Raw genomic sequence first — 26,936 nt, forward strand, 5'->3', positions numbered from 1 at the left:
AACACTCGTTCAAATTGTAGAACGAAACGACGGAGTGAAGCAAACGATGGATAAATTACAATTGATCGCCACTTGCCCAATGGGCCTGGAAGCGATCGTAGCAAGAGAACTTAAGGATCTCGGATACGAGAACACGAGAACGGAGAACGGCAGAGTCAACTTTGAAGGCGGCCTTGCCGACATTTGCCGCACCAACTTGTGGCTGCGTACGGCAGACCGTGTGCTTGTGAAGATGGGTGAATTTCCGGCGCGTACCTTTGACGAATTATTCGAAGGCACCAAAGCTTTAAACTGGCCGGACTGGATTCCCGAAGATGGTGAATTTCCCGTGGAAGGCCGCTCTCACAAATCGCAGCTTTCCAGTGTGCCGGCATGCCAAGGCATCGTAAAAAAAGCGATCGTCGAAAAGATGAAGGAAAAATACAAGCACGAGTGGTTTCCTGAGGATGGGCCTCGGTTTGTCGCAGAGGTTTCCCTTCTGAATGACCGCGCCCTGCTTACGTTAGATACGACAGGTCCGAGCCTGCACAAGCGCGGCTACCGGAAGTTGGTTACCGAAGCCCCTCTGAAAGAAACGATGGCTGCAGCAATGGTGCTGCTAAGCCGTTGGAGGCCGGAACGCCCTTTATACGACCCGTTCTGCGGCTCCGGTACAATCGCAATTGAAGCGGCGATGATCGGCTGGAATATCGCTCCGGGCCTGAGACGGAACTTCACCAGTGAACAGTGGCCGATCATCAGCAAAGATCTGTGGGACGATGTACAGGATGAAGCCTTTGATGCGGTTAGAGACGACGTGCCCCTGCACATTATCGGCTCAGATATTGACCCCAAAGCAATTGAAGTGGCTGAAGCCGCGGTTAAGAAAGCAGGCCTTTCCAAGGAAGTGACCTTCCGTACCCTGCCTGTTTCCAAAGTGAAGCCAGAAGGAGAATTCGGCTGTATCATTACGAACCCGCCTTATGGAGAACGGCTTGGAGATGACAGTGAAGCGGAGAAAGCGGTTCGCCAGCTGGGGCTCACCGCAGGCATGCTGCCAAGCTGGTCCTTCTTTGCGTTAAGCCCTGCCAAGTCCTTCGAGCATTATTTCGGCCGTCCCGCCGATAAAAAACGCAAGCTGTATAACGGACGAATCGAATGTGGGCTGTACCAATATTTAGGACCCCTTCCACCATTGCGCAAAAACAATGAAGCTCCAAGCCATTGAAATCAGACATTTCTAGACTATAATGGAGAATGAATTGTAGAGATTTTGTAAAATGGAAAGGAACGTTTTTGATATGGTTAGTTTGCTTCAAAACGCAGCGCGCCATAGTATGCGGGCTTCCCTGCATATACTGGAACGCTTGAAGGGCGTTGATTTGGCTCTATTTTATCTGGTTATGGTGGTGAAGCTTTATTTCTTCCATCAATTCATCAATGTCCGCAACATGGAGCTGATGACGATGGATGACTTTTGGGTAGCGCTTGGAACCTTAGGGCTCATCACCTTTTGGACATTGTGGCTCCCCATCCGTGGACGAATAACGGCGCTTGTTATATTAAATTTGATTCTAACGTTTATTTTATATGCCGATTTAATCTATTACCGCTATTTTCAAGACTTGATCTCGGTTCCTGTGCTTCTGCAAGCAGGCCAGGTCGGATCGCTCGGCGATAGTATCGGCGAATTGATTAAAGCAGCGGACATTGGGCTGTTCGCAGACTGGCCCTTTATCGTGCCTTTCGCAATCTATATCCTCATCTCCGGAAAGAGCGCGCGGAATAAACTGCAATCTGCCCGTGCGCGGCGTCTTCCCAAATTACTGATTCGATTTACGCTTGGACTCGCCGTCGGGGCGATTAGCCTTGCGTTAGTGTTGGTGCCGATCGATAAAGCGACAAAAACCTGGGCACAGGGATTATTCGTCGGAAACTGGTGGAACGTCTCTCTTTATAATGTGACCGGGTTGTACGGATTTCACGGATACGACATCTATCGTTTTGTCGATCAGCGCTGGTTAAGCAAAGAAAAGCTGGGCGATACCGAGATCGCAGAAACCGAGCAGTGGATAAAGAATCGCGGCGAGATTAGAAGAGGATTAGAGCAGGATCCGCTGTTCGGTCAATATGCCGGCAGCAACGTGATTATGATCCAAGCTGAAGCGCTGCAAAATTTCATGATTGGCAAATCGTACAATAACCAGGAAATTACGCCGAATTTTAACCGGTTCATGAAGGAAAGCGCGTATTTTAGCCATTTCTATCATCAGACAGCTTTAGGAAGAACCTCCGATGCCGATTTTACAGCCCATTGCTCCATGCATCCGGTTAGCACCGGCTCGGTGTTCATCCAATATTCGCAGCATGAATTCAACTGCTCGCCGGCTTTGCTGAAGGAGAACGGTTATCATACGGCGGTGTACCATGCTTATGACGGCGGTTTCTGGAATCGTAATGCGATGTACAGCGCAATGAAATATGATACTTTTGTCAGCAAGAAAAACTTCATAATCGATGAAGCGATCGGTTGGTCGCTCGGGGATAAATCGTTCTTCCGACAATCGTTGGACCTGATATCAAAGCAGCAGGAACCGTTCTATTCCTTTTTGATTACACTGACCAGCCATCACCCATACAAACTGCCAAAAGAAATTCAGCAGCTTGACTTGGGTGACATGAACGACACGCTGTTTGGCGATTATCTTCAAAGCGTCCACTACGTAGACGCCGCTTTCGGTGAATTGGTCGAACGGCTTAAGGCCGAGGGATTATGGGATACTTCGATTCTGCTCATCTATGGCGACCATGATAACTCCATTCGGGAATGGGAGCCCTTTGAAAAGTTTCTGGGTCAGCCTTTATCCCCACTTGACCGACAACAGATCCTAAAGCAGGTTCCCTTGCTGATCCACCTGCCGGATGGCGCACATGCAGGTGTCTACGGGCAGGCTGGAGGACAAACAGATCTGGCGCCTACCCTTCTTCATCTGCTCGGCATATCCAGCGCTGACAAAGCGATGATCGGGACTCCACTGCTAACAGAACGGCCGCTCGCCGGCAAATCGGTTGTTTTCCGAAATGGCGCTTATACGGATGGAACCCACTACTTTGTCCCATCCGGAGATGGCGTCATCGAGAATGGCACCTGTTATGAGCTTGCTACAGGAGAACCGGGCGATCCTGCCGCTTGCAAAGCTGGCGCGGAGAAAGCCAGGGAAGAGCTCCGGCATTCCGACCGCGTTGTCGAGCATAATTTAATCTCGGAATTCCGGTGAAATCATTGAATAAAAGACCGTCTCTCGGCTAACGCTGCTGAAAGACGGTCTTTTATGTGTAAGGCCTTATTTCACATATTTCTTTGCTTTCTCGATGACTTCATCCTCGGTCGGCGCAGTAACGTACCTTCCGTTAATAAAAATAAACGCAAACCGCGAACAGGGTCCGCAATACGATTTGCAGGCAACTTTAATCTCTGCGTCCGGAGCTAGCTTGTTCAGCTTGGACACCGTTGTTTTGACCTTCATATGTTTGCATTTGTCACAAATACGAATATCATTAGGCATGCTTTTTCCCCGTTCTATAACTTGTTCCCGGTTCCCCAAAGAAGTATTAATGGTCGCCGCTGTTGCCTTTGGACGGGTTAGTAATGGCGAAGCCTTCCTGCGGAACGTAGAAATAATCAATGCGGACGCCATCTAGGAACGGCTCGTCCTTGGCAAGAATTACATCGATGTCCTTATCGGTCGATACGACTTCATCCGCATCCGTAGGCACATCCAGATCCATTCCGTAATGAGCATGATCGCCATGGGAATGCGTAACGATAACCCGCAGCATTTTACCTTCATTTTCCGGCTTGTCCAATTCTACTCGAAGCATTTTTGCTGCGTTTCTTGATATTTTACATTTCATTTAATTTCAGCTCCTTTTTGGCTCAACAATATTGAATCAATCTTGTTTATCCGAATTTATCTATCTTATTGTAATGAAAGCTAGCCGGAAGTTCAACTGTAATCTTTTTTGTACATTTCACCCGCGGAAAAAATCAACGGTTTCCGTATTTCCGTTCCATCCTCGAAGTGAACCATTCCGCTGCAATCATCGTCACTGCAATATCATCAAAAGGCAGGTAGGGCATCGCATCGGGAAGCACCCAATAAAGCAGTACCGGCACAAGAAACAGCAGCTTGTCTCTAAGTCGGACGTCCTTCGAACGAAGCAGCCGGAATATTCGGACAAACACCATCCGCCAATGACGAAGTGAGAGCAGTTTGCGCACTGCGAATCCCTCCTTCTTTTTTGCCCATTATATCATATCCGGCCTTCATTCACGAAATCCTACAAGCGCAGCGCTTGCAGAAGCAGGCTTTGCACCGCGTCATACATATCCTCGAATTGGTCAAGGGGCAGCGGATTGACTCCAATTCCCGCCTCAACGGTAAAGCCCGGCTTGCGAAATTCCTGAATGAACCAATCTTTATAGCCTGCATCGCTGCCTGCCAGCTTTACAGCCCGGTAACCGCTGGCCTCAGCCAGCTGACGCGCATGCTCTTCTGCGGCGGGAGGTTCGTAATCACGGTAGTTCCAATAGATTTCCTGTCCCTGCGTATGCAGTGCGATGACCAGATCGAACTGCTGCTCCCGCGTAAAATCGGCCATCGCCTGCGCTTCCGGCTCACTTAGCGGATGCGGTCCGGGATAGTCCCGCGGACCTGGGCGATCGTGGCCGCGTCGTTCGCATTCCGCTTCCCAATGGGCCGGAAATTGGTCGTTCAGGTCAACCCCCCGGATATTCGCCTTCCAAGCTTGAAAGCGCTCCGAGAACCGGTTGCTGCGCAGCAGCTCTTCATAATAAGGATGAGCTGGCGTTGCCCCTTCCAGCACCAGCTCAACCCCGTCCGGATTAACCATCGGGACAACCCAGAGCGTGACATGCTCGTATAGGCTCTGGCAGTCCTCGCCCCTTACCTTGGCTCCAAGCTTATAACCACGGGCCAAGTCCTCCATGAACCGCATAATAAGCGGCGTCGTAATCCATTCGTTCGCATGAAAGGCGGCATTCACATGGACTTTTTTCGCACCCCTGCCGAATCGTAATGCCGGAAGCGGCTTGCCCATGACACTTTGGCCGATTACGCTTTGCTTCAGAAACGGGTAATCCCGGACCATCGTTTCTATATCATTCCGCAAATTCCGATATCCGTATTCAGCTTTCGCTTGGATGATCCTGCTTCGGATAGGTGCCGGAATCTTAAGCGTCTGCCCCGGTATAAGATGTTTGGGATCAAGCTGCGGGTTCTCCGTTAATAAAGAATAGACGGAAACATGAAGTCGCTCGGTCAAATCATTCAATGTGTCGCCGGGCTGAAGGCAATAATAAATAAAATTGGCAGACGGAATCGTAAGAATCAAACCGGGAATCAAGGGCGCTTCATGAGTTAGACGAGGATTAGCGGCAAGCAGTGCAAACTCGTTAACACCAAAATACCCGGCAATACGCAGTAACGTATCACCGGGCTGTACCATGTAGGTAAATGACAGGTTCATCCTTTCAACCTCCCGGCGAAAAGTTTTCCTATCATTCATATGCGAGGGGCACTCCTTACATGTATGCTCACTTATGTTTATCCGATCTTTGGCACCTGCCAGACAACCGGTGTTAATTCGATCTGCTCATCCAGCCACTGCTGGGCAATCTGCCGAAATATCTTCGGATCGCCGCTGCAGCAAAACTGATGAATTGGAAGCACATCACTTCCGGCCAGCTTGCCTTGATCATGAAGGATCGTGCTGATCTCGCGGGCCGTTTCATCGGCCGAGCTGATCAATATCACTTCAGGCCCCATAACTTCGGAGATGGTTTCCGCTAAGAACGGATAATGCGTGCAGCCGAGAATGAGACTGTCAATCGGGCTTCCCTTCAAAAACTGCAGCGATTCCCTAACCGTTTCATAGGTTTCGTCAGAACAGAAATTCCCCTTCTCCACTAGCGGTACGAACGTTGGACATGCCTGGCTGATGACCTCAATATGCGGCTTAAGCCGCTTCAGCGCCTGTTCGTAAGCGCCGCTTTTGATCGTCCCTTCTGTCCCGATTACACCAACATAGCCAGTCTGCGTCCGACCGATAGCCGCTCTTGCACCAGGGTAGATGACACCTACAACAGGTATGTTAACACGGGATTGAATATCCTCCAAAGCAACTGCGGTCGCCGTGTTGCAAGCGATCACGATCATTTTAGGAGTAAATTGAACTAAGTAATCAACAATTTCGCGCGTGAAACGTTTAACTTCCTCGGAGGGACGCGGACCGTATGGCGTACGGGCGGTGTCGCCGAAGTAAATGATTCTCTCGCGCGGCAGTTGGCGCAAGACTTCTTTGGCAACCGTTAAGCCGCCTACGCCGGAATCCAATATCGCGATCGGTTGCTGCACAGACACACCGCTTTCTTAATCATGATGACTTAAACATGAATAGAATATGACGTTTCATTCCAAAACGTACCTACATGTTAGCCTAAATGCAGACAAGGTTCAAGGTACTGCCGGCACCTGTCTCTAGTTCATTCTATTCATTAACGGTGGTTCTGGAAGCTTGTCCATGCGGAGGTATGTTTCATCAAAAAGAAGCCTCAGGGGCCTCTTTTCCTTGATTTCCTATTTGAATTGCGGCAGCCAATCGCCATGGGCCTCGATCAGATCGTTACACATCGCAATGATATCGTCCATCGATAATTCTGCAGCCGTATGAGGATCCAGCATGGCAGCATGATAAATATGCTCCTTCCTGCCGGTCATCGCAGCTTCAATCGTCAGCAGCTGCGTATTAATGTTCGTACGGTTCAATGCAGCGCACTGAGGCGGCAAATCACCTACATAGGTCGGTGTGACGCCGCTGCGGTCAACCAAACACGGCACTTCAACACATGCCTCCTTCGGCAGGTTAGTGATCAGACCGGTGTTCATCACATTGCCGCCAATTTTGAACGGAACATTGGTTTCGATCGCCTCGAATATGTACGAAGCGTATTCATGGGAACGCTTATGCTCCAGATTCTTATCATTCACGAGCTCCTCGCGCATCTTTTTCCATCGGTCGATTTGATCGATACAGCGCCGCGGATATTCATCCAACGGAATATTGAATCGTTCAATCAGCTCCGGATAATTCCGCTTAATAAAATAAGGATGATACTCGGCATTGTGCTCGGACGATTCCGTTATATAATAACCGAATTTTAACATCATCTCGTAGCGGACCATGTCGTGGTGTTTTTCCTGCTGCTTCAAAGCGGCGCGGCGTTTAATCTCCGGATACAGATCCTCGCCATCCTTCGTCACCTCAAGCAGCCAGGCCATATGATTAATACCCGCAATTTTTGCCTTCACGCCGGTTTGATCCATATCCAGATGCTCGAAAAGATGCGGAATGCAAGCCTGGACGCTATGGCATAAACCGACAGTCCGGATTCCGCCATACGTGTTCATCACATTGGTCAACACCGCCATTGGATTCGTATAATTCAGGAACAGTGCATCAGGACAAACCTCATGCATATCCTCGGCGAACCCCAGCATGACGGGAATGGTGCGGAGGTTGCGGAAAATGCCGCCGATTCCGATTGTATCAGCTATCGTTTGGCGCAGGCCGTATTTCTTAGGGATTTCAAAATCCGTGATCGTACAAGGATCATAACCGCCGACTTGAATCGCGTTTACAACAAACTTGGCTCCGCGCAGCGCTTCCTTGCGATCGGTGTAGGCGTTTACAACACAGGTGCTGCCAGTGGTCGCTTTAAGGTTGTTTAACATCGTTTCCGAATCTTTAAGCCGCTCTGTGTCAATATCATACAATGCTAATTCAAAGCCTTGAAGCGCCGGAGTCAACATACAATCGCCCAACACATTCTTTGCGAATACCGTGCTTCCCGCTCCTAGAAACGTAATTTTAGACATCTTTTTCCTCTCCTTCGATGTAATGAAGTGATCTGCTCTTAATATAAATGACAGCCGCAAATATGAATATGGAAATATCCCATCTCCATATAGACTTTTGTAGTATAATTTGATCTATAGAAGTTAAGGAAAAAGTAGGTGAAGACGCATGAGCGAGCATTTCTCGTTTTCAATCGGATTAAATGCATCCCCAAGAAGAGGCGAGTTAACCCCTCTGTTCAGCGGAAATGGACAGCCCGTACATAAGCATAAGATCGGGCCTGCCGTTCATGATTATTATTTGGTACACACGGTCAGTTCCGGACAAGGCAGGTTTGAATGTGCGGGAAAACAGTACGATTGTAGGAAAGGAGATACGTTCTTTATATTGCCCGGGGAGTTATTCAGCTACGAGGCGGACGGCCTGCAGCCATGGACGTATCATTGGGTCGCGTTTAAAGGACATGCTGCCGGACCCTTATTAACCAGCCTTGGCATTTCTCCGGAGCAGCCGATACTACATCTTAAGGACATTCGAAAAATTTTAGTGTTATACCATCACATTAGACAAGCCTTTCAGCATGCTGATAACCCTTCGATGGCTGATTTGGAAGCCAGCGGCTGGTTACGATTGCTTCTAACCGCCTTCGGTTCAGATCAGCCGGCCAATCTGCCCGTCTCGGAAGCCAAGCCCACGGACATCGAAAGACAGATTGACCAAGCAATCCTCTGGCTTTCACTTCAATATGAGCAATCGATTTCGATCGAACGAATTGCAAAGGCGTTGGGTTATCACCGGACACATCTGTCCAAGATGTTCAAACAAACGACCGGACTATCCCCAATGCAGTTCTTGTACAAGATCAGAATGGAGCGTGCAGAGGTTCTTCTTGCAGGCCAATTAACAATCTCCCAGATTGCTTCGTCCGTGGGTTATCCGGATGCACTGTACTTCTCTAAACAATTCCGCAAATGGAAGGGACTATCCCCTTCCGAATATCGGGAACAATTACACCACACCTAGCAAGAAAAACAGCCCGCCTGGACCGTGCTTGGTCCAATGACGAGCCGTTTATCTTGCTCATGCCTTATACCCGGACGCCTCTTCGAGCTCCTGCTCGGCTTGCTTGTGCTGCCCTTCTGCAGTCTGTTCCTCGGCTTGTTCTTCGACAAGCGGCGCTTGTTCGAAATCGGATCCGCGATTGCCGCGCCATGATTTAACGTCCTGCACGACTCGGCTTGTCACCTGCTTCGTTAGGTCGGCTAACTGTGTTGTCTGGCTGCTAACCTGCTGTGCGACTTTCACGGTCGCATCCTTGGCTTGCCCTGCGTAGCGCACTGTGGTATCACTTATTTGACCGGCTCCCTTAGCGATATCCTTACGAAGCTCCCGGCCTGATTTTGGAGCAAGCAGCAGTGCGCTTACTGCAGCGACTACGCCGCCGGCCAGTGCGCCTAACAGAAACCCTCTTGCTTTTTGGTTTGGTCGATCTGACATTCGTTTTCTCTCCTTTCGTGTTTATCGTGCCCTTCGTCCCGTTCGCATGATACCGGTGCGCGAACAGCCTCATGACGCTTGCTTTGCCACCATTGCCATACGGTCATACCGATCTCCGCTAGATCCAGCGCTTCTCCGATCATCCGCTTGCTGCGTCCGGCGGCATTCTCCACATGTTGAACGGCCGACTCCGTTAAGGTGGAAGAAATTTTGCCCAGGGCAGCAGCTGTTTGCAGGACGGTATCACCGAATTCACCGGCAGATTTGCACAAGCTGGTCGTATAAACAAGCTGTCCCTGAACGCTCTGCACCGTCTGCTCAGCTGATGTGATCAACGCACGCAGCTCATCAACCAATCCTGATGTCTGCTGCTGCAGCTTATCAACGCCTGATACCATTTGATCAAGTTTGCGCAAAGCGGAATGCAGCGAGAGAACGATCGCTATGACTAAAATAACAAAAGCAATCGTTGCAACGCACACACAAGCAATGAGTACCATCCGCGACCACCTCCAGTTCGATCTGGACGAATGCCCAATTCGTAATGACAGTATAATCACGATGGGCTTGTCACGACACTCGCGAACAGAAAAAAGAAGCCTGAAGAAATTTTTCTTCCAGGCCTCTTTATAATAATTTTGAAATGCGATAGCTGCATTTGCCTCCGCCTTTGGCAAGACACTCCGTTCGTTCCACAGGCGTCTCCAATAATGCTTCGAATAAATCCAATTCACAATGACATGCCATCTGATAACGATTGGCAATCTGGGCTATCGGACAGTTATATTCATGAAGAATGAGTTCGCCTTCCTTTGATTCCACCTGTGCCATGTACCCGCCGGAATTCTGAATGGCAGCCAGTTCCTCAACACGCTGCTCCAACGTCTTTCCTTGCATTCGTGAAACGTATCGGTTCAACAGCTTTTGCTTACGTCCCTCGAATAACTTAGAAACGGTTCCTGCCAATTCCGGGACCTCTTCAAGTTCCTCCAGAAGATCCAGTGCCAATACATGATAATTTTTGGGGAACAGGCCATCCGCAGCCTCGGTTAAACCATATAGATGAGAAGGCCGCCCCATCGGCTGACGAACGATCGAAGTCCTTACGTAACCGTCGCGTTCGAGTGTATTTAAGTGACGCCTGACTCCCATTTCTGTAATACCAAGTTCTCTCGACAGTTCTCCTGTACTACTTGGTCCTTTAGTTCTAAGCAGCGTTAAGATGATCTGGCGAGTGGAACCATCCTGGCGGAGTATCCCTTCCTTATGCACTGCATGATTACCGTCCATCCTCATCACCATCCCATTCTTGCGCCGAAAACCGCAAAAGCCATCACGCCGTTTTATCGGAACATCATGGCTTGCATACCGCTATTGTATCCTATTTTGCGTTTTTCGTAAATCAACAGCATATTCTTGATTCAACGCTATGCTTCCAACTCACGCTCCAAATACTCCTGTACAGCTTGTCTAAACTGTATGAGGACATCAGGAAGTACAACCGTTAAAGGATGGAGCTCCTTGCGCGGCCACTCGTAATATTCCTGGGCGAGCGGCTTGCGCAGCTTAACCAGCTTTTGCAGCACATCATACAGCTCAGCCGGAAAAACCGCTTCACCGTGTATGATATCGACAATGTCCTCATAGCTGCTTGCATCTCTCATAATAAATCCATCAATCAAATAACTGCCGATATCGGTTACAGTCTCTATAGCCAAATGAAGCGTACGTTCCTGTGCCAATCCCTGCAGCAATCCGCCCTGCCAGTCCGATGCCAACAACCGCATCCCATCTGCAAGCTCTGGGATCGCATCAAGCCGCTTGGCGATTTGTTCACGGTTCACGTAATACATCGCTATATCCTGCTTTCTACTTTTTGTTCTTCTTCCCTTTTCGTTTCAACCATCCAAAAATGATGAAAAAACTGATGATAACCACCAGAGCATATGTCATTAACATGTATTGATCTTCCATCGCTATACCTTCTTTTACGCTTCATAATAGTCTTGATAGATTAGCTTTCGTAATCCACGCTTACCGATGCTTCGCGGGCTTTCGCCATATGTTCGATCACTTTCTTGTGAAGAGGGTGCACTTGATATGCTTCCAGCGCTTCCATGGAATCGAATTTCGTGATCAGCGCAATATCGTATGAGCGTTCCGAATGCAGGACATCCAATCCAACCTCGATCGATTTCAATTCTTCGATCTGGCCTTCCATTGCCCGCAGAACATTCGCTGTTTCTTCTACGCTCTGAGGACTGTTATCCTTTAATTTAAACAATACAATATGGGTAATCATTATGTTACTTCCTCCCTTAGCATAATATTCAGACGTACACGCATGACATGAACCTCTTTGTCACATAATAACCGAAATGAGTTTTTTGTGAAAGGGGATCGGATATAACGATGCGTTATCCGGTTACAATTATCGCAACTATAATTGGTATCGTGTTATGCCTGTATAATTACACCGGCTACGACCCGCATAATATGGTGTTCTTCATGTTCAGCGTACCTGCTTGGTTTATCGAGTTTTTTGTGGAAATCCACGAAGTCAGCGTGCTGCTGATGTACGTTCTGACCATTCTCAGCTGGGCGCTGCTTGGCTTTGTGGCGGATTGGTTTATCGCGCGCAATCGGCAGCGAAGAAGCGCTCGCTGATGCCAGGTGAATCGTTCGAAAAAAAAGGAGCCGTGAGGCTCCTTCTTGTCTATTACTCTACTATAAGTTTTGATACCATATCCAGATGGCCTTCACCACAAGGAATCGAACAATGAATCTCATACTCTCCTGGTTGGGATAAGTCAATCTCTGCTTCCGGATTGTTCATATCAAGGTGAACATCAAGTCCCTTAATCTCAATTCCGTGAATTCCTTGCTTGTTCTCCAGAACAACCTTCACTTTGTCACTGGCAGCGACTTTGTATTCATCTTGGTCGAAATGGAAATTAGAAGCTTGAATTTTCAATAATGAAACGCCCGGCGGCAACTCAGCTGCTTCATCCACTGGTTTCTCCGGAAGGCCAAACGTCATCAGATACAGCCCTAAGACGGAAGCACCTATGAAAATAACGAACATAATCCACTTTTGCATGGCTACATACTCCCCCCTTACCATCATAATGTCTAATTCCTATATTACCTAAGATCGTCCGATTTTCTCAACCTTAAACTATCGGAATAAAAAACTTTTTTTGTTTTTTTGACAAAACCATGAACAAATCATTTCGAATAATAGTTTTTTAGAAGCCTCTCCGCTTCCGAACGGACAAACCCCCACAGCATAAAAAAACGGTGATGGTAACCCCTGCATATGTATTCTGCCGTTAATCCGTCGGCATCCCGGCGTTCATCAACAATCTTGATGCCCGAGGAACGAAATTGGCGGCGAAGCGCCGCCAAATCCAACAATACATGGTCCTGCAGCCCTCGCAGAATCGATTCATACAATCTGGGCAGCTTCATCTTCGAAGAGCCGACAACCCGAATATCATGATCAAGAATCCGGAGAACAATGCCCAGCAACACATAACGCTTTAACGTCTCAAGCTCTTCTGTAGTTTGGATCGGTGGACGATCCGGTGAAGGTGAAGGCATGCCCTTCCGCCGTTCAGCGGCAGCCGAATTCATAACTAACCCTCCAAATAAGAACATTTGTTCTCATTATACTGCAGAAACTTTATCGCTGCAAGCGCCTCTATGATTTATTTGTCTTGATCCTTAAGCAATTCAATCATTTTTCGCAGCCGTTCGGGCACAGGCAATCCGATTCGTCCACAATTTTCGGTTATCGATATCAATTCATTGGCAATATAGAAGAATATAGCCGCCCCCATGGTCACTACACCCGTACCCAACAGCAAGTCGATTCGATGAGCCAACAAAATAACGAGCAGCATCAGCCCTTTACGCGCAAGCCCCCAAAATCCGATGGCGCTGTTCAACCCCTTGCCTTCTTTAATGGCAGCCGTGACGCCTGTCAGGTAATCTACCGCCATTGCTACGAGCAAAAACGTCAATGGTTCCGTCCATCGGCCAAAAGAGAACGTCAGGACCGCTCCCGCCAGCGCACTTACTGAGCATACTGATATTAACTGCATAACCACATCCCCTCCTTCCTACCAACGAGTAGTATATTCTATGCAGGAAGAAGGAAGGTTGTCTCTCGTGTTTATCCCTGCATAATCGGCAATATCAGAGATTGGGATATCGGTTTAAAGGAGCAGCATCTTCGCTTTCTCCATGCGGAATGCCGTCAGGTAATCGTTCAATGTCTGTCCCGTGTGCGACCTGAATTTCTCAACCTGTTTAAGGATCTCGCCGATCTTACGCCGCTCGCCTACCGCGAACATTGGCAGCGGCCAGGCACCCGTTACATTCATTAACCTTGCAGGACATAGTTGAATGAGCCGGATTTGCTGCCATTCGCATTATCCCTAATGTTCATGAGCAAGACGTCTATATAGATGTTGTCGTTCGCATTACCCGCTGCATTCGGAAAGAACAGCTGCCTGTTTCCTCCATTTCACTTGTACTTCTCCGCCCTTTTGTCCCATTGTAAATGAGGCCGGCTTATTCGCCAAGATTAACACTCGGGCCGTTTACTTCATGCATTAAAAAAGTTACCATTATACTGTTGACGCCCCTTCAAAGCTGAATGTTCGCTGAAAACAAGGAAGCAAACAGGTTTCAGCCCCATCTCAGGCCGCATTCAGCAAACGTTCAGCTTGATGGCAGATAATTAGAAGCATCAAGGCATGTTTATCGGGAGGCACGTTATGAAAAGCTTAAAAGGAATTAGAATTCTGCTCGTTGATGACGAACCGCATATCCTGCAATTTCTGGAGCTGGGCTTAATGAACGAAGACTATGAGGTCAAAAGCGCGCCGGATGGCATGAGTGCCGTCAACCTTGCCTATGAATTCCAGCCTCACGTTGTTATATTAGATATCATGATGCCAGGGATGGACGGCTTTGAAGTATGCAGGCTGCTTAAAAAGAACGGTAACAATGTCGCCGTCATCATGTTAACCGCCAAAGACGATGTCGAGGATCGGGTAAAAGGCTTGACGCTTGGCGCGGATGATTATGTCGTCAAACCGTTCAGCTTCGAGGAGTTGCTTGCGCGAATTCAAGCCCGGCTGCGCAACCAGTTTCCGAGCCTTTTCAGCGAAGTCGCAATGGGGCCTTTCCGGCTGGATGACCGCAGAAAAGAAATCATCTACCGCGAGCGGGTGCTGGAGCTCTCTCCCACGGAATACGAGCTTCTCAAATTTTTGGTGATCAATCATGGGATTGTACTCAGCAAAACGAAGATTTTGGATAAAGTATGGGGATATGATTTCGGAGGGGAAGAAAACATTGTGGAAGTTTATATCCGGTCTTTACGCGAAAAATTGAACGATAAAGAACATACATTAATTCGAACGCTTAGAGGCGCCGGGTACCGGGTAGATTTGCCATGAGCGGGCCCCGTTCAGATAATAAGCAGTACGAGAGAATAACGCCGCGTTCGCTCCGTTACCAGCTGCTTATCCGGTCAATATTTATTTTGGCTGCCCTGCTTATGCTGATCGGAGGGCTTCAGTACGTCATCATGAAAGACTTTTTATACCGGAATCAAGCGGAATCTATGACAGCACAAATGCGTGGGTTTCCGAGGGATTTCATCCGGATGGACCTGTTTTCGGGCCGACAGCCTGAGGAAAACCCGGATGAAACGCGGCCAGGCTCCGGCCGGTCCGGAGGACCGGGGCTGTTCCTGCCGGATGCCTCCTTTGCTTACATTGACCGAAGCGGAAACTTTACTGATCTGACAGATGAGAACGGCATTCTCTCACCGCGCCTGTCCAGTGAGACGTATATGAACATAGAAGAACAATTTTCAGAGCATGCCCCTGCCAATTACCGGATTGCCCGAGCTGAGGATGGAACCGAGCAGCTCATCGTGATCCGTCCCTTAAGTGGGCCGGGCAATACCGGGGGCATGCTGCAAATGGGTACGATAACAGGTCCGCTGCAGGATGTTGTCATGCGCCAATTACTTACGTTCGCTGCGCTCTCTCTTCTCGCATTAGCCGGTGGCTTAGCGCTCTATATGCCGGTTCTTCGGCGGACCTTGAACCCTTTGGACAAAATGGTAAAGGCTGTTGAACGCACGGATGCAGAAAATTTGGCTGAGCGCTTTCCCGTCCAGCAAGGCCAACTGGAAATTGACCGTTTGGCAGAGTCTTTTAACAGCATGCTGGGACGGTTGGAAATGTCCTTTGAAGCGGAGCGGGATGCGAAGGAGCAGATGCGGCGGTTCATTGCCGACGCTTCTCATGAGCTGCGCACGCCATTGACATCGATTCACGGCTTTCTGGAGGTGCTGCTGCGCGGAGCTGCCGATAAGCCGGAGCAGCTCTATGCCGCATTAAACAGTATGCACGGCGAATCTAAACGCATCAAGAAGCTGGTGGAGGACCTGCTGCTTTTGGCCAAGCTGGATCGTGCCCCGCAGCTGCAGCTGCTGGAGACACAGCTTGATGTCCTCATTCAAGAAATGGAGCCTCACCTTAGAATGCTCGCGGGCAACAGGACACTGCATTTCAATCTGACGGCGGACATCCGGGGGATGTATGATCCGGATAAAATAAAACAGGTCGTCTTGAACCTGTTTCACAACGCCGTACAGCATACCGATCCGGATAACGGGATCATTACACTTATTCTTTCAGCTGGTCGCCTTCATAGTGAGTTAAAGGTGATCGATAACGGTCCGGGAATTGCTCAAGAGCATCTTCCCCATGTATTTGATCGGTTCTATCGCAGTGACTCCTCACGCACAAGAAAACACGGCGGCGCAGGGCTAGGCCTCTCGATCAGTCAATCGATTGTAGAGGCGCATAACGGCGCCATCAGCGTTGAGAGCGAGCCCGGCAAGGGCTGTACGTTCCGTTTCACCCTCCCCATTCTTTAATCCAACCGGTACAGTCAGCGCTGTACCGGTTTTTCGCGTGTATGTTTTCTTCTGAAACTTTGCGATGAACATTTTCAGCAAATCTTCAGCTAACACTCAAGTTTCTATCAGCCTGGATTAAGATCTGTTTCAGGGAAGGGGTCTATACTTCAATTTGTAAGACAAAATCTAACCAAAAAGGAGATTAAAAACATGAACAAGCTAAGCAAAAATATGATGGCGGGCGCTCTCGCCGCAACCCTGGTGCTCGGAGGTGCAGGCTATCTGCATTCAAACGCGTTTGCAGCATCGGCCTCTGACACCTCAACATCGGTGACAGACGAGTCCTCTTCTGCACAGTCGGATAGCAGCTTTGAAAGAGGAGGCAAGCGCGGCGGCTTCGGCGGCATGCATGGCGGAATGCGCGGCGGCAATCTGATGCAGGAGACAGCCGAGATTCTAAATATCGCGGAGAGCGTTATCCGTACCGAGCTGCAGTCAGGAAAAACATTTGCTCAAATAGCGGAAGCAAATGGCCTTACAAAGGAAGAATACTTAAGCAAATTGGAAGCGGCGCAAACCGAGACGATTGATGGGCTTCTCAGTGCGGGAACGATTACGCAGGAGCAGGCTGATACGCAAAAGGAAGGGCTGGCAGATCGTCTGGCGCAGGTTATTGAAATGAACAAAGCCGATTTCGGCGGACATGGAAAAGGCCATGGAAAAGGACACGGATTCGGACGATTCGGTAATCCGGAGGAAATTGCAGCTTTATTAGGCATCACTGCGGATGAGGTGAACGAAGGCATGGCATCCGGCCAATCGTTAGCCGAGATCGCAGCGGCTAAAGGTATAACTGAGGCGGACCTGATCGAGAAGCTTAAAGAAAACATGACCGATTCACTCAAAGAATGGGTCAATGAAAAACGGACGGCTCTAACATCTACTCCACAGACTACGGAAGAAACGTCGGAAGAAACAACCTCAAACGCAGTCTAACAATGACTATTCATCAGCAAAATCAAAAAGATCGCCATACCCGGCCTGCATGTCCAGGTGGTTGGCGGTCTTTTTTATGTTCTGGCAGATCGCCGACATCAACGCCTGTTCTGAAGTCAACAAAAAAATCCTAATGAAATTCTCATTAACTTCTCATAACTATTCTTTATGTATTGGAGAATAAGGCTTTTTGAGCGATGTGGTAAATGGTGGCTTTATTCAGATGTGTTAAGGTAAATACGGTGATCACCACAAAAATATAACGCATCCTAAGGAGGAAGCCATGAACAACACGAAGAAAAACCGCATGATGAATCAAGTGATAGGCATCAGCTTAAGCGTAGCGATAGCTTTCTCTGGCAATATGCTCATAACACCACATACCGCCCATGCGGCTTCTCAATACAGTATGTCCACAGCAAGCAATGTAATTGAAACAGGAAAACAGTTTGTAGGGGTCCGCTATCAATTTGGAGCAAAATCAGGGAGAACGGATGCTTTTGACTGCTCTTCGTTTACGCAGTATGTATTTAAACAAAACGGCATTAATATTCCCCGCTCTTCAAGGCAGCAAGCCGGGGCCGGAACCTTTGTACCTAAAGATCAGCTGCAGCCGGGGGATTTAGTTTTCTCCGATACAAATCGGGACGGCGTGATTAACCATGTAAGTATCTATATGGGAGATGGGAAGCTTCTCCACACGTATAGAGTTGGAATCGGCGTAACGATTTCCGATTTTCAAGGCAGCACATGGGATCGGACTTATGTTACGGCACGCCGGGTCATCTCGGATAATGGACAAGCATCTGTGGCAGCACCTCAACCGGTAACAGTTCCATCCAAACCTGCTGTAGATTCTCCATTACCTTCTAAAAGAACAAACTTGGACCGTCAGCCAGATTCCGACAATCAACAGGGAGAGCACTGATTACAACTATTATTCCGCTAATCGATAAAAAAATGCAGAGCTCCTTCAGGAGCTCTGCATTTTATTTCAAGCTTGTTCTGTACAATGAGAATATGGATTAATCCCTTTTTTCATCGTTTTTAAACTCAATTTCGATTTCTTCATCATTCGAAAATTCCACTTTCAGCTCTACCTTTTTGATAACATCCTCATCGACATTCAATTCGGACAACACTGCGTTTAATACTTCTTCCTTGTCCATATCACTGGAAAGCGACAGGCTGTCGAGCAAGCTCTCAAGTGCTGTTACCGCTTGACGACCTTTAACCTCTTCCTTGCCGTCTTCCGTTACCATTTTCACTTCAGCTTTCGCTCTTCCATCTTCATTTTCATACTTCAACAGTGTCTCATCATCATTGTGAAGTTTAATCTTCAGTTCGAACTTTTGAATACCTGCGTAGCCTTCCTCAGTATTTTCTTCGTTATACTCTTCGTTATCTTCTTCTTTTTTATCTTCATTCTCGAAATCCTCATTCTCTATTTCGATTTCCACTTTTGTACCATTAGAGAATTTGATTTCAATTTCCAGCTCGCTGAATCCATTTGGTTCAATTTTCAATGCTGCAAGAACGCTGTTTACGATTTCTTCCTTGCTCATTTCCGGTGTCAGAGCAAGCTGCTTCACGATGGCTTCTACTTCAGCGGCTGCTTCCTTGCCTTTTAATTTTTCTTTGTCATCATCAAATTTATGTTCGATTTCGGCTTCGGTCTTGCCTTTTTTATTCTTATACTTCAGCTTGTACTCTTCGTCGTCTCCAAGCTCAACTTCAATATCAAGCTCACGCACGCCCGAGATCGTTTCATCAATTTTTTCTTTGGAAATCAGGTTAGCCTCAACGACTTGCATTTCTTTCACAACTAACGAAACCGCATCACCGACAAGAAGCTGGTCGGCAGTAATAAACCGCTTCTCATATTGAACTAATAAATCCGATGAAATTCCGTATGACAGGGCATCACCGTTAAAGCTCTCGACCGTGATCGTACCGTTTGGCACTTTATACACGCTGTCTGTTACTGTATACACGCTGTCTGTCACCGTTTTGAATTCAATGTTTTTTACAGTTCCCGTTACTGTTATCGCGCCAGCTTCTTCAAGCAGCCCGTCATTGGTACGGTCCAAAAAGGCAGCCATTTCAGCGCGGGTCACATTTTTGTTCGGCTGGAACGAATTATCCGGATACCCGCTTACAATCCCGCGTTCTGCGGCAACATTAATATAACCAACCGCTCCTGCAGGAATCGAAGATGCGTCACTGAAATTTGGAACGACTGTCATTTTGCTTAGCGCTTCAGATTGCAGACCGAGTGCTCTGACGAGCAAGCTTGCCACCCATATTCTGCTTGCCGGCTGATTTGGTTGAATCGCGTCCTCTGATGTATCGAAGAGTCCATTCTCCAATGCGACAAGAATATAACCTTTTGCCCATTTGTACTGCTTATCGATCAAATCGGCATCCTTGAAATGCAGCTTAGTATCTAGGGATTTTTGTTTGGCTTGCTCTTCCAATCCCATCAAGCGAACCGCAGTAACAATGGCTTCCGCTCTGTTCACATTTTGATTTGGACGAAATGTTCCGTCTTGGTACCCTGCCAGAACATTTTTAGATTTCATTTTTCCTATGTACTCGACCGCCCACGCTGCATCTTCGGCATCCTCAAATTCCAGCGTAATCTGTACGCGGCCGTCCTCGGTTACTTCGGTTGTCGTTTCATGCTCCTGCGCAAACATTTGGCCGGAAAAACTAAAGACCATTAGAAAAGCAAGGAACAAACTGAATAATGCACGTTTTTTCATTACTTAAACCCCTCTCAAAATAATTTGATCTTACTTTGCTTGAATCATAGATTGATTAGCCGACAATACTTATTACGTCGATTAACGTCGATTTGGGGGGGCACAGGAAAAATTATCAATTCTTTTTTAATTATTCGAAGTTTCATCAACGTCATTCGTCATCATCGCCATCTTCGCTGTCGTCTTCATCATCTGAATCTTCCTGATCCTCTGTATCATCTTTGTCGTCTTGATCTTCGTCTGTATCATCGAGGTCTGTGGCATTATTTACATCCTCTTGATTATCATCTCCTTCTGCTTGATCATCTTGATCGTCGTCATCGTCAGCTTCGTTATCTTTTTCATCTTCATCATCTTCGTTGTTGTCATCCTGGCCATCGTCATTTTGATCGTCTTCTTCATCTTCTTCATCTATTTCATCTTCTTCATCTATTTCATCTTCTTCATCTTCTTCGTCTTCGCCATCATCCTCCTTATCGTCATCTTCATCATTATCATCGTCCTGTTCTCTTTCTTCGTCGTTATCATCATCTTCATCATCTTCATCGTCTTCAACTTCTTGACTAATTACTTTATCCCTGTCTTTCCTTGGCGTTAATTGGACAGCCTCATAGACAGAGTCAGTTTGCGAATTACCTTGATCATTGCTTCCTCCTCCACCGGAATCACTTTGAACCGACTGAGGAGAAGGATTTGTAACCGCTCCGTTACTATTCGCTCCGCCGCTATTTTCTTGGGAACCGCCATCATCGATAGTGATACTCAACGGCATTCTTTTGAAGAAGCTTTGCGGCTCCCAGCCTGATTCAACTAAAATATCTGTAACGGACTTCGTGCGGAGTTCTTCGATGCTCAATTCAATGCCCATTTCTAGTGCTTGCTGGTAAACATGATATTTGTTCAACGTCAAGCCAAGCGCATCCGCCTGTTCCTTCTCTTCAGGTTTCGCGTAGTACAGCTCTACGGTATATGGGCTGGCAGAAGGCAAACGGGAAAGATCGAGCTGAAAAGAGTCCTTTCCCATACTAACGATGGACAGCATGACAATAGCATCTTGTGATTCAGATTTCAGAAAGCCTTCGGTTTCCGCACTCGCAATCATCAGATTCATCGCGTCGTAAAAATCCATACCAACAAATGCGTTCTCATCCACGATTCTTTCCGCATCATCATTTTTAAGAATGACTTGCGTCACATTCCCGTTTTGATCGATCAATAGCTCTACAGCAGGATTAATATCCAAGGCAACCATCGCGATCGGCCTCGCAAATAGCCCAATCTCGATGAACAGCGACGATGCCAGTACCAATAGTCCGAAGAAAACAGCGGCTACCCAGCCTTTTGACCGAAAAAATGATTTTTTTTCCTTCTTTGCAGCCGCAGCCGGTTCGTCGACGGCAATTCGATCTCCCAGTGCGGGAATCTGAGACGGAAGAGGCATATTTCGAAACTTACCATCCTCGCATAGGATGACGATCCGATCTTCTGTTATTTTCATAACGACTCCATGCATCGTCATCACTCTCCTATCTCCCCGAATGAAATGGTGTTTCGAATGCGGATAAATTCATCAGAACTATAAATTAATATCAATGAAATAAGATATTTACGGTTTCTTTCCAATGTTTTTCGGCTTACCTTCGAATAATTAAGCATTTCCTTCAATGGCAGCTGTTTCGTTTTTCTAAGGTGGGCCATCAGTGCAGGGTAGGCAATAAACCCTTTTGCTATCCGGACAAGCTGAATCCTTGTATCGCGATGACTCGGGCAGCAATCCTCCAGCTCTTCCAGGCTGATCCCGTAAGCTTGCAATGTCTCATCATAACTCACCAGCTCCTCAGCTAATTCACCTGCTGATTGCTGCAGTTCAAATGCTTCTAAAGAAGAAGCAACCTCAATGGCCGAGAGCTCGAACTCATTTCCCGTGCCCATAAGTAACTTTTCCGTACCCCATGACCTGCTGCGCTTTCGAAAATCGTCTACAAGCCGGTTATGTATGATGGTATAGGCATAATTGTCAAAGGATTTCCCGTGAGAATCCCCATACCTGTCGATCGCCTCATTAAAAGCAATCAGACTGATACTGGCTTCATCATCGTCCCAACGGATTTGACGTTTGCATATGTGGGATGACGCACGAATGATAAATGGGCGGTACTGCTGTATAAGACGCTCACGACTTTCGCTGTCTCCGTTTTGAGCCTGCTGCAAGATCTTTTCCAAAGTTAGCTCCACTGATGTAATCACTTCCTCTATTTATACGATATACATGACTATTTTGAGAGGGCATGTAAATAAATAATTAAAATTAGCAGTTGTTTTACCTTATCACTTGTATTTCGACATAATCTATCATTTTTTTCAGTCTTTCATTCTTATAACATTCTATTTAATTAAATACATCATTAATAGACTTCAGAATATTTTATAGCCTTATTTAATATAACATATTGATTTTTTATTACGACATATATTATTATTATGATGTAATATATAAGATGAGGGGGGAAGGAAATGCGTGTTGCATTAAGCGGTACGGGGCGAATCGGAAGATTATTCCTGCGAAAAATGCTGTCCGAACCGCATCCGGAGCTGGAGCTCTGCGTCATCAACTCGACAGGCAAGGCGCCTGATCTCGCCCATTTATTAAAGTATGATTCCGTTCACGGCATCTGGGACGCAGACGTAACATCTGATGAAAGCGGACTGATTATTAACGGCGACCGAATTCCGCTGTTGTCAGAGCGGGCGCCTGACGCTTTGCCTTGGAAAAGATATGGCATTGACCTTGTGATCGACGCGACCGGACAATTCAATGATCGCAGCGGTGCGGAGAAGCATCTTCATGCAGGCGCAAAGAAAGTATTGATCACCGCTCCCGGACGAGGCATGGATCTAACCGTTGTGATGGGCGTAAACGAGCAGCATTATGAACCGGAGCAACACAAGCTGCTCTCGGCCGCATCCTGCACCACGAATTGCATCGCCCCGCTGCTTCGAATTCTGGATGACGCCTTTGGGGTGCACCATGGCTGGATGACAACCGTTCATGCGTTTACTAATGATCAGCATCATGTGGATAGCTTGCACAAAGATCTTCGCCGCGCCCGTTCGTGCGTGAGCTCAATTATTCCAACATCGACCGGTGTCGGGACAGCGCTTACAGGGGTTCTCCCCCATCTGGCCTCACATATTCAAGGGCTCTCCGTACGTGTGCCTACACAGGATGTATCCCTTCTGGATTTGCAGGTCCAGCTCAATCAGCCCATAACGATCTCGGATGTGAAGGAAGCATTTCAGCAAGCTATACACGGTCCAATCGGAAAGTACGTCGGTTATAATGAACTGCCGCTCGTTTCCTCCGACTATATCGGCAACGAAAAGTCAGCGACGGTTGACGGAATGAGCATGATGATAAACAACGATCAGCTTAAGCTTTTGGCATGGTATGACAATGAATGGGCTTATGCCTGCCGGATCGTGGATTTTGCAACGTTAATATCGCAAAAGGCAAGTAAAAATGAGGAGGCGAGTATCCCATGGATTGCACAAACAATATGATTGAGGAAAACGGCTTGAAAAACGAGCTTGGCACCATCATTTGCAAACGATGCGGAACAGTCTTTGCAACGATTCCGACAAACGGGTATAAACTCATTTACGGCATCTGTCAAAATGACAACTGCCAAGAGCAAATAGGAGGAGAAAACGAATGACAAAAAGAGTATTCTCTTTCTCAGAGGGCAACGCAGGGATGAAAGATCTTCTGGGCGGCAAAGGGGCAAATCTGGCTGAAATGACACGGGCGGGCTTGCCTGTGCCTCCCGGATTTACGATAACAACGGAAGCCTGCCATTCTTATTTCAGAATGGGCAGCCGGCTGCCTGAAGAATTGCTCCATCAGATGGATATGGCTATGGATCAGCTGGAGGTGGAAAGCGGACGGCAGTTCGGCGATCCGACTACCCCCCTGCTTGTTTCTGTACGGTCAGGTTCAGTCACATCCATGCCGGGAATGATGGATACCATCCTGAATTTAGGACTTAATGACGAAACTGTCGCCGGGTTGGCTGCATTGACGAACAACGAACGTTTTGCATACGATTGCTACCGGCGTCTGGTCCAAATGTTCGGCAATGTCGTATTCGGCATTGAATCCTACCATTTCGAACAGCTGCTTCACCGTTTAAAGGCGGAAGAAAAAGTGCAGCAGGATCAAGATGTATCCGCACAGGGCTGGCAGCGCTTAATCGAGCAGTATAAAAAGTGTTTAACGGAGGAAGCCGGACGGCCGTTTCCGCAGGACGTGCGGGAACAGCTTCACTTAGCTGTTGAAGCCGTATTTAAGTCATGGAACAACCATAGAGCCCAAGTATACCGCAAAATTAACCGGATTCCAGACCATCAAGGCACAGCAGTCAACGTGCAAAGCATGGTTTTCGGCAATATGGGAAATGACTGTGGAACAGGCGTCGTGTTTACCCGCAATCCGTCTACCGGTGAAAACGTATTGTTCGGCGAATATTTAATCAATGCGCAAGGCGAGGATGTCGTGGCTGGCATTCGCACCCCGATGGCCATTACTAGCCTGCAGATCGAGATGCCTGAGATCTACGATCAGCTCGCTCATTCTGCCCAAAAGCTTGAACGGCATTACAAGGATATGCAGGACATCGAGTTCACCGTTGAGAAGGGGAAGCTGTTTTTCTTGCAAACCCGAAACGGCAAACGAAGCGCACAGGCCGCTCTAAAAATTGCAGTTGATCTTGTCCAGGAACAAATTCTCTCCAAAACGGAATCGTTAAAGCGAATTGAAGTGTCACACCTCGATCAATTGCTTCATAGAGGGCTTGATGAAGCTGCCGTACAGCAAGTCGTGGCCGTCGGCCTTCCCGCTTCGCCCGGCGCAGCGGTCGGTCAGCTCGTATTTGATGCAGATACGGCTGTAGAATGGAGTAAAGCCGGTAGACAGGTTATTTTAGCCAGACCGGAGACGACGCCGGAAGATATTCATGGCCTGTTGGCTTCTGAAGGCGTCGTTACAAGCCGCGGCGGCTTGACAAGTCATGCCGCCGTCGTGGCCAGAGGGATGGGCAAGCCATGTGTTTGCGGATGTGAATCGATCCTAATCATTCCGGAAGAAAAAGTGTTGGTATCCGGCGAGCGGAGAATAGCCGAGGGCGCATGGATCACACTGGACGGCGCAAGCGGCCGGGTTATTGAAGGAAAGATCCCTTTAAAAGAAGCGGAAATGACCGAGGAACTGACTGCGATGCTGCGCTGGGCGGATGATGTGCGTACTCTCCAGGTATTCGCTAATGCCGATAATCCGCACGATGCGAAAATCGCCAGACAATTCGGAGCGCAAGGAATCGGCTTATGCCGGACGGAGCATATGTTTTTCTCCCCTGTCAGGCTGCCGATCGTCCAACAAATGATCTTAGCCGATTCCAAGGAAGATCGTTTAAGGGCGCTGCAAAAGCTGCTTCCAATGCAGCAGTCCGACTTTGAGGGCATGTTCCGGGAGATGGACGGACTGCCGGTCACGATACGGCTGCTTGATCCCCCTCTGCATGAATTTTTGCCCAAGCGGGAGGAGCTGCAGCAGAAGCTGACCCGTCTAATCTATGATGAACAAGATAGTGGCAAAGAGCAATTGGAGCTGCGCAGGCTCATACGGAAGGTTGACTCCTTGCACGAAGTCAACCCGATGCTCGGCCATCGCGGCTGCAGATTAGGCATTGTATATCCGGAAATTTACGACATGCAGATCGAAGCGATCTTTCGTGCTGCCTCTCGTGTCATCGACGAAGGCTGCAGCGTGATCCCCGAGATCATGATTCCGCTTGTCGGCCATACCAACGAATTGAAAATTTTGAGAGAGCTGGTCGACACGGTTGCAGAGCAAGTGCTCGGTACAGCGAAAAAACGGAATTGTCCATACAAAGTCGGTACAATGATCGAAGTGCCGCGCGCCGCCTTGACTGCCCGTCAGATAGCTGCACACGCTGATTTCTTCTCATTCGGCACCAACGATCTTACACAAATGACGTTCGGATACAGCCGTGACGACGCGGAAAATAAATTTTTGGCGCATTATATCGATCACAAGCTGCTCCCGCATAATCCTTTTCAGGTTCTGGATACGGATGGCGTTGGACAATTGATCGAGCTGGCCATCACTGCTGGAAAGAACGTCAAGCGATCGCTGAAGAATGGGATTTGCGGTGAGCATGGCGGTGATAAAGACTCTATCTTCTACTGTCACCAGATCGGATTGGACTATGTCAGCTGTTCTCCATACCGGATTCCTCTGGCCAGGATTGCAGCCGCACAGGCGTGCATCGAGCATGGCACTAAAGCAGGCATTCCCGTTTCGGCAGAGCATCTGCCCGCATAAAGCAACCTAGAGGAGTTTACTATAGAAGGAAAAGTCTCTTAAAAGCTTTGGTTGTACCGCATTCACTGCGCAGTCGAATATTCTTCCGATCGCTGTTGTTCCCGGATTCCCTTGCATGAATAGGCCGAGGTGGGAATCCGGGAACAAAGACGACCGCTGACGCTTCTCCAGAATCATTCGATCTGCTTCGTTTAGGCGTAACCTTTTCTTTCCTAAAAACAAACAAAAGAAGCCTTTCCTTGTTAACATGTAAGTACGACCAAACATGAACAAAGGAGAGGCTTCTTTTGTACATCGAATATACCATGGACTAGCTTACTTTGCCCATGGACTTGCAGGAAGATATCCCCGAAAGCCATCTCGTCCGCGTCATCAATGATTCCGTCAATCGCCTGCCTATGAAGATCTTCAC

Annotated in this window: 29 protein-coding genes; 11 read left to right on the forward strand and 18 right to left on the reverse strand. The window is 47.9% G+C overall.

Annotation, left to right across the window (positions count from 1 at the left end; all coding sequences use genetic code 11):
• Positions 1-46: 46 nt before the first annotated feature.
• Both IEW11_RS17905 and IEW11_RS17910 read left to right on the forward strand, forming a co-directional pair.
• Positions 47-1,207: a THUMP domain-containing class I SAM-dependent RNA methyltransferase gene (locus IEW11_RS17905; RefSeq protein ID WP_188532436.1), complete on the forward strand. Its 1,161-nt coding sequence runs from the start codon at positions 47-49 to the stop codon at positions 1,205-1,207.
• A gap of 52 nt (positions 1,208-1,259) precedes the next feature.
• Entirely contained in the window at positions 1,260-3,257 is a 1,998-nt protein-coding gene (locus IEW11_RS17910) for an LTA synthase family protein (protein WP_229725411.1), read from the forward strand.
• A 66-nt stretch (positions 3,258-3,323) separates the two neighbouring features.
• Here the strand turns inward: IEW11_RS17910 and IEW11_RS17915 are convergent, their stop codons facing one another.
• The 6 genes from IEW11_RS17915 to IEW11_RS17940 form a co-directional block, all read right to left on the reverse strand.
• On the reverse strand, positions 3,324-3,545 hold the full coding sequence (locus IEW11_RS17915) for a YuzB family protein (protein WP_188532437.1): 222 nt from the start codon (positions 3,543-3,545) through the stop codon (positions 3,324-3,326).
• A 46-nt stretch (positions 3,546-3,591) separates the two neighbouring features.
• Positions 3,592-3,894, reverse strand: a complete 303-nt coding sequence (locus IEW11_RS17920) for an iron-sulfur cluster assembly accessory protein (protein ID WP_188532438.1) — start codon at positions 3,892-3,894, stop codon at positions 3,592-3,594.
• Positions 3,895-4,027: 133 nt separating this feature from the next.
• Positions 4,028-4,228 (reverse strand): hypothetical protein, encoded by a 201-nt coding sequence (locus tag IEW11_RS17925; protein ID WP_188532505.1) that lies wholly within the window; start codon positions 4,226-4,228, stop codon positions 4,028-4,030.
• 92 nt (positions 4,229-4,320) lie between these two features.
• The gene (locus tag IEW11_RS17930; protein WP_308422752.1) at positions 4,321-5,529 is read right to left on the reverse strand and encodes a M14 family metallopeptidase; all 1,209 of its coding nucleotides are present in this window, start codon (positions 5,527-5,529) and stop codon (positions 4,321-4,323) included.
• A 77-nt stretch (positions 5,530-5,606) separates the two neighbouring features.
• Positions 5,607-6,416: a glutamate racemase gene (racE, locus tag IEW11_RS17935; RefSeq protein WP_308422753.1), complete on the reverse strand. Its 810-nt coding sequence runs from the start codon at positions 6,414-6,416 to the stop codon at positions 5,607-5,609.
• Positions 6,417-6,638: 222 nt separating this feature from the next.
• Positions 6,639-7,937, reverse strand: a complete 1,299-nt coding sequence (locus IEW11_RS17940) for an alpha-glucosidase/alpha-galactosidase (protein WP_188532440.1) — start codon at positions 7,935-7,937, stop codon at positions 6,639-6,641.
• 148 nt (positions 7,938-8,085) lie between these two features.
• Here IEW11_RS17940 and IEW11_RS17945 point away from each other — a divergent pair, with 148 nt between their 5' ends.
• Positions 8,086-8,940, forward strand: coding sequence for an AraC family transcriptional regulator (locus IEW11_RS17945; RefSeq protein WP_188532441.1), 855 nt, complete (start codon positions 8,086-8,088; stop codon positions 8,938-8,940).
• 57 nt (positions 8,941-8,997) lie between these two features.
• On the opposite strand, the gene IEW11_RS17950 is transcribed toward IEW11_RS17945, so the two are convergent.
• The 5 genes from IEW11_RS17950 to IEW11_RS17970 all read right to left on the reverse strand — a co-directional run bounded on the left by IEW11_RS17950 (position 8,998) and on the right by IEW11_RS17970 (position 11,716).
• Positions 8,998-9,414 (reverse strand): YtxH domain-containing protein, encoded by a 417-nt coding sequence (locus IEW11_RS17950; protein ID WP_188532442.1) that lies wholly within the window; start codon positions 9,412-9,414, stop codon positions 8,998-9,000.
• Positions 9,372-9,914, reverse strand: coding sequence for a DUF948 domain-containing protein (locus IEW11_RS17955; protein WP_188532443.1), 543 nt, complete (start codon positions 9,912-9,914; stop codon positions 9,372-9,374). Before IEW11_RS17955 ends, IEW11_RS17950 begins: the two co-directional genes overlap by 43 nt.
• Positions 9,915-10,041: 127 nt before the next feature.
• On the reverse strand, positions 10,042-10,704 hold the full coding sequence (locus IEW11_RS17960) for a helix-turn-helix transcriptional regulator (RefSeq protein WP_188532444.1): 663 nt from the start codon (positions 10,702-10,704) through the stop codon (positions 10,042-10,044).
• A gap of 137 nt (positions 10,705-10,841) precedes the next feature.
• The gene (locus tag IEW11_RS17965) at positions 10,842-11,267 is read right to left on the reverse strand and encodes a DUF86 domain-containing protein (RefSeq protein ID WP_188532445.1); all 426 of its coding nucleotides are present in this window, start codon (positions 11,265-11,267) and stop codon (positions 10,842-10,844) included.
• 161 nt (positions 11,268-11,428) lie between these two features.
• Positions 11,429-11,716 (reverse strand): Dabb family protein, encoded by a 288-nt coding sequence (locus IEW11_RS17970; protein WP_188532446.1) that lies wholly within the window; start codon positions 11,714-11,716, stop codon positions 11,429-11,431.
• Positions 11,717-11,826: 110 nt separating this feature from the next.
• Between IEW11_RS17970 and IEW11_RS17975 the strand changes: the two genes are divergently transcribed.
• Positions 11,827-12,081 (forward strand): hypothetical protein, encoded by a 255-nt coding sequence (locus tag IEW11_RS17975; protein ID WP_188532447.1) that lies wholly within the window; start codon positions 11,827-11,829, stop codon positions 12,079-12,081.
• Between the two features lie 52 nt (positions 12,082-12,133).
• On the opposite strand, the gene IEW11_RS17980 is transcribed toward IEW11_RS17975, so the two are convergent.
• From IEW11_RS17980 to IEW11_RS17995, 4 genes are all read right to left on the reverse strand, one after another.
• Positions 12,134-12,514, reverse strand: a complete 381-nt coding sequence (locus tag IEW11_RS17980) for a cupredoxin domain-containing protein (RefSeq protein WP_188532448.1) — start codon at positions 12,512-12,514, stop codon at positions 12,134-12,136.
• 128 nt (positions 12,515-12,642) lie between these two features.
• Positions 12,643-13,050 carry a YhjD family protein gene (locus IEW11_RS17985; RefSeq protein WP_229725413.1) on the reverse strand — a complete coding sequence of 136 codons (408 nt, stop codon included), beginning with the start codon at positions 13,048-13,050 and terminating at the stop codon, positions 12,643-12,645.
• A 74-nt stretch (positions 13,051-13,124) separates the two neighbouring features.
• Positions 13,125-13,520: a phage holin family protein gene (locus tag IEW11_RS17990; protein ID WP_188532449.1), complete on the reverse strand. Its 396-nt coding sequence runs from the start codon at positions 13,518-13,520 to the stop codon at positions 13,125-13,127.
• A gap of 114 nt (positions 13,521-13,634) precedes the next feature.
• Positions 13,635-13,802 carry a helix-turn-helix transcriptional regulator gene (locus tag IEW11_RS17995; RefSeq protein WP_188532450.1) on the reverse strand — a complete coding sequence of 56 codons (168 nt, stop codon included), beginning with the start codon at positions 13,800-13,802 and terminating at the stop codon, positions 13,635-13,637.
• 396 nt (positions 13,803-14,198) lie between these two features.
• Here IEW11_RS17995 and IEW11_RS18000 point away from each other — a divergent pair, with 396 nt between their 5' ends.
• From IEW11_RS18000 to IEW11_RS18015, 4 genes are all read left to right on the forward strand, one after another.
• Positions 14,199-14,885, forward strand: coding sequence for a response regulator transcription factor (locus IEW11_RS18000; RefSeq protein ID WP_188532451.1), 687 nt, complete (start codon positions 14,199-14,201; stop codon positions 14,883-14,885).
• Complete coding sequence (locus IEW11_RS18005) at positions 14,882-16,381, forward strand: sensor histidine kinase (RefSeq protein ID WP_188532452.1); 1,500 nt, start codon at positions 14,882-14,884, stop codon at positions 16,379-16,381. Before IEW11_RS18000 ends, IEW11_RS18005 begins: the two co-directional genes overlap by 4 nt.
• A 192-nt stretch (positions 16,382-16,573) precedes the next feature.
• A complete protein-coding gene (locus IEW11_RS18010) occupies positions 16,574-17,359 on the forward strand; it encodes a hypothetical protein (RefSeq protein WP_188532453.1) in 786 nt (261 codons plus the stop codon).
• 283 nt (positions 17,360-17,642) lie between these two features.
• Positions 17,643-18,287, forward strand: a complete 645-nt coding sequence (locus IEW11_RS18015; protein ID WP_188532454.1) for a C40 family peptidase — start codon at positions 17,643-17,645, stop codon at positions 18,285-18,287.
• A 97-nt stretch (positions 18,288-18,384) separates the two neighbouring features.
• Here IEW11_RS18015 and IEW11_RS18020 read toward each other — a convergent pair whose 3' ends face one another.
• The 3 genes from IEW11_RS18020 to sigI all read right to left on the reverse strand — a co-directional run bounded on the left by IEW11_RS18020 (position 18,385) and on the right by sigI (position 22,347).
• Positions 18,385-20,124 (reverse strand): S-layer homology domain-containing protein, encoded by a 1,740-nt coding sequence (locus IEW11_RS18020; protein ID WP_188532455.1) that lies wholly within the window; start codon positions 20,122-20,124, stop codon positions 18,385-18,387.
• A gap of 151 nt (positions 20,125-20,275) precedes the next feature.
• Positions 20,276-21,643 (reverse strand): anti-sigma-I factor RsgI family protein, encoded by a 1,368-nt coding sequence (locus tag IEW11_RS18025; protein WP_229725426.1) that lies wholly within the window; start codon positions 21,641-21,643, stop codon positions 20,276-20,278.
• Entirely contained in the window at positions 21,643-22,347 is a 705-nt protein-coding gene (sigI, locus tag IEW11_RS18030; protein WP_229725415.1) for an RNA polymerase sigma-I factor, read from the reverse strand. The genes IEW11_RS18025 and sigI overlap by 1 nt, the downstream gene beginning before the upstream one ends.
• A 291-nt stretch (positions 22,348-22,638) precedes the next feature.
• Here sigI and gap point away from each other — a divergent pair, with 291 nt between their 5' ends.
• The 3 genes from gap to ppdK are packed head-to-tail and all read left to right on the forward strand — an operon-like array spanning position 22,639 to position 26,524.
• Positions 22,639-23,685: a type I glyceraldehyde-3-phosphate dehydrogenase gene (gene gap, locus IEW11_RS18035; protein ID WP_188532458.1), complete on the forward strand. Its 1,047-nt coding sequence runs from the start codon at positions 22,639-22,641 to the stop codon at positions 23,683-23,685.
• Positions 23,664-23,840 carry a GapA-binding peptide SR1P gene (locus IEW11_RS18040; protein WP_188532459.1) on the forward strand — a complete coding sequence of 59 codons (177 nt, stop codon included), beginning with the start codon at positions 23,664-23,666 and terminating at the stop codon, positions 23,838-23,840. The genes gap and IEW11_RS18040 overlap by 22 nt, the downstream gene beginning before the upstream one ends.
• On the forward strand, positions 23,837-26,524 hold the full coding sequence (gene ppdK, locus IEW11_RS18045; RefSeq protein ID WP_188532460.1) for a pyruvate, phosphate dikinase: 2,688 nt from the start codon (positions 23,837-23,839) through the stop codon (positions 26,522-26,524). The genes IEW11_RS18040 and ppdK overlap by 4 nt, the downstream gene beginning before the upstream one ends.
• Positions 26,525-26,936 lie beyond the last annotated feature (412 nt).

The sequence above is a fragment of the Paenibacillus abyssi genome (assembly GCF_014640295.1).
In the GTDB taxonomy this organism is placed as follows: Bacteria; Bacillota; Bacilli; order Paenibacillales; family Paenibacillaceae; genus Paenibacillus_D; species Paenibacillus_D abyssi.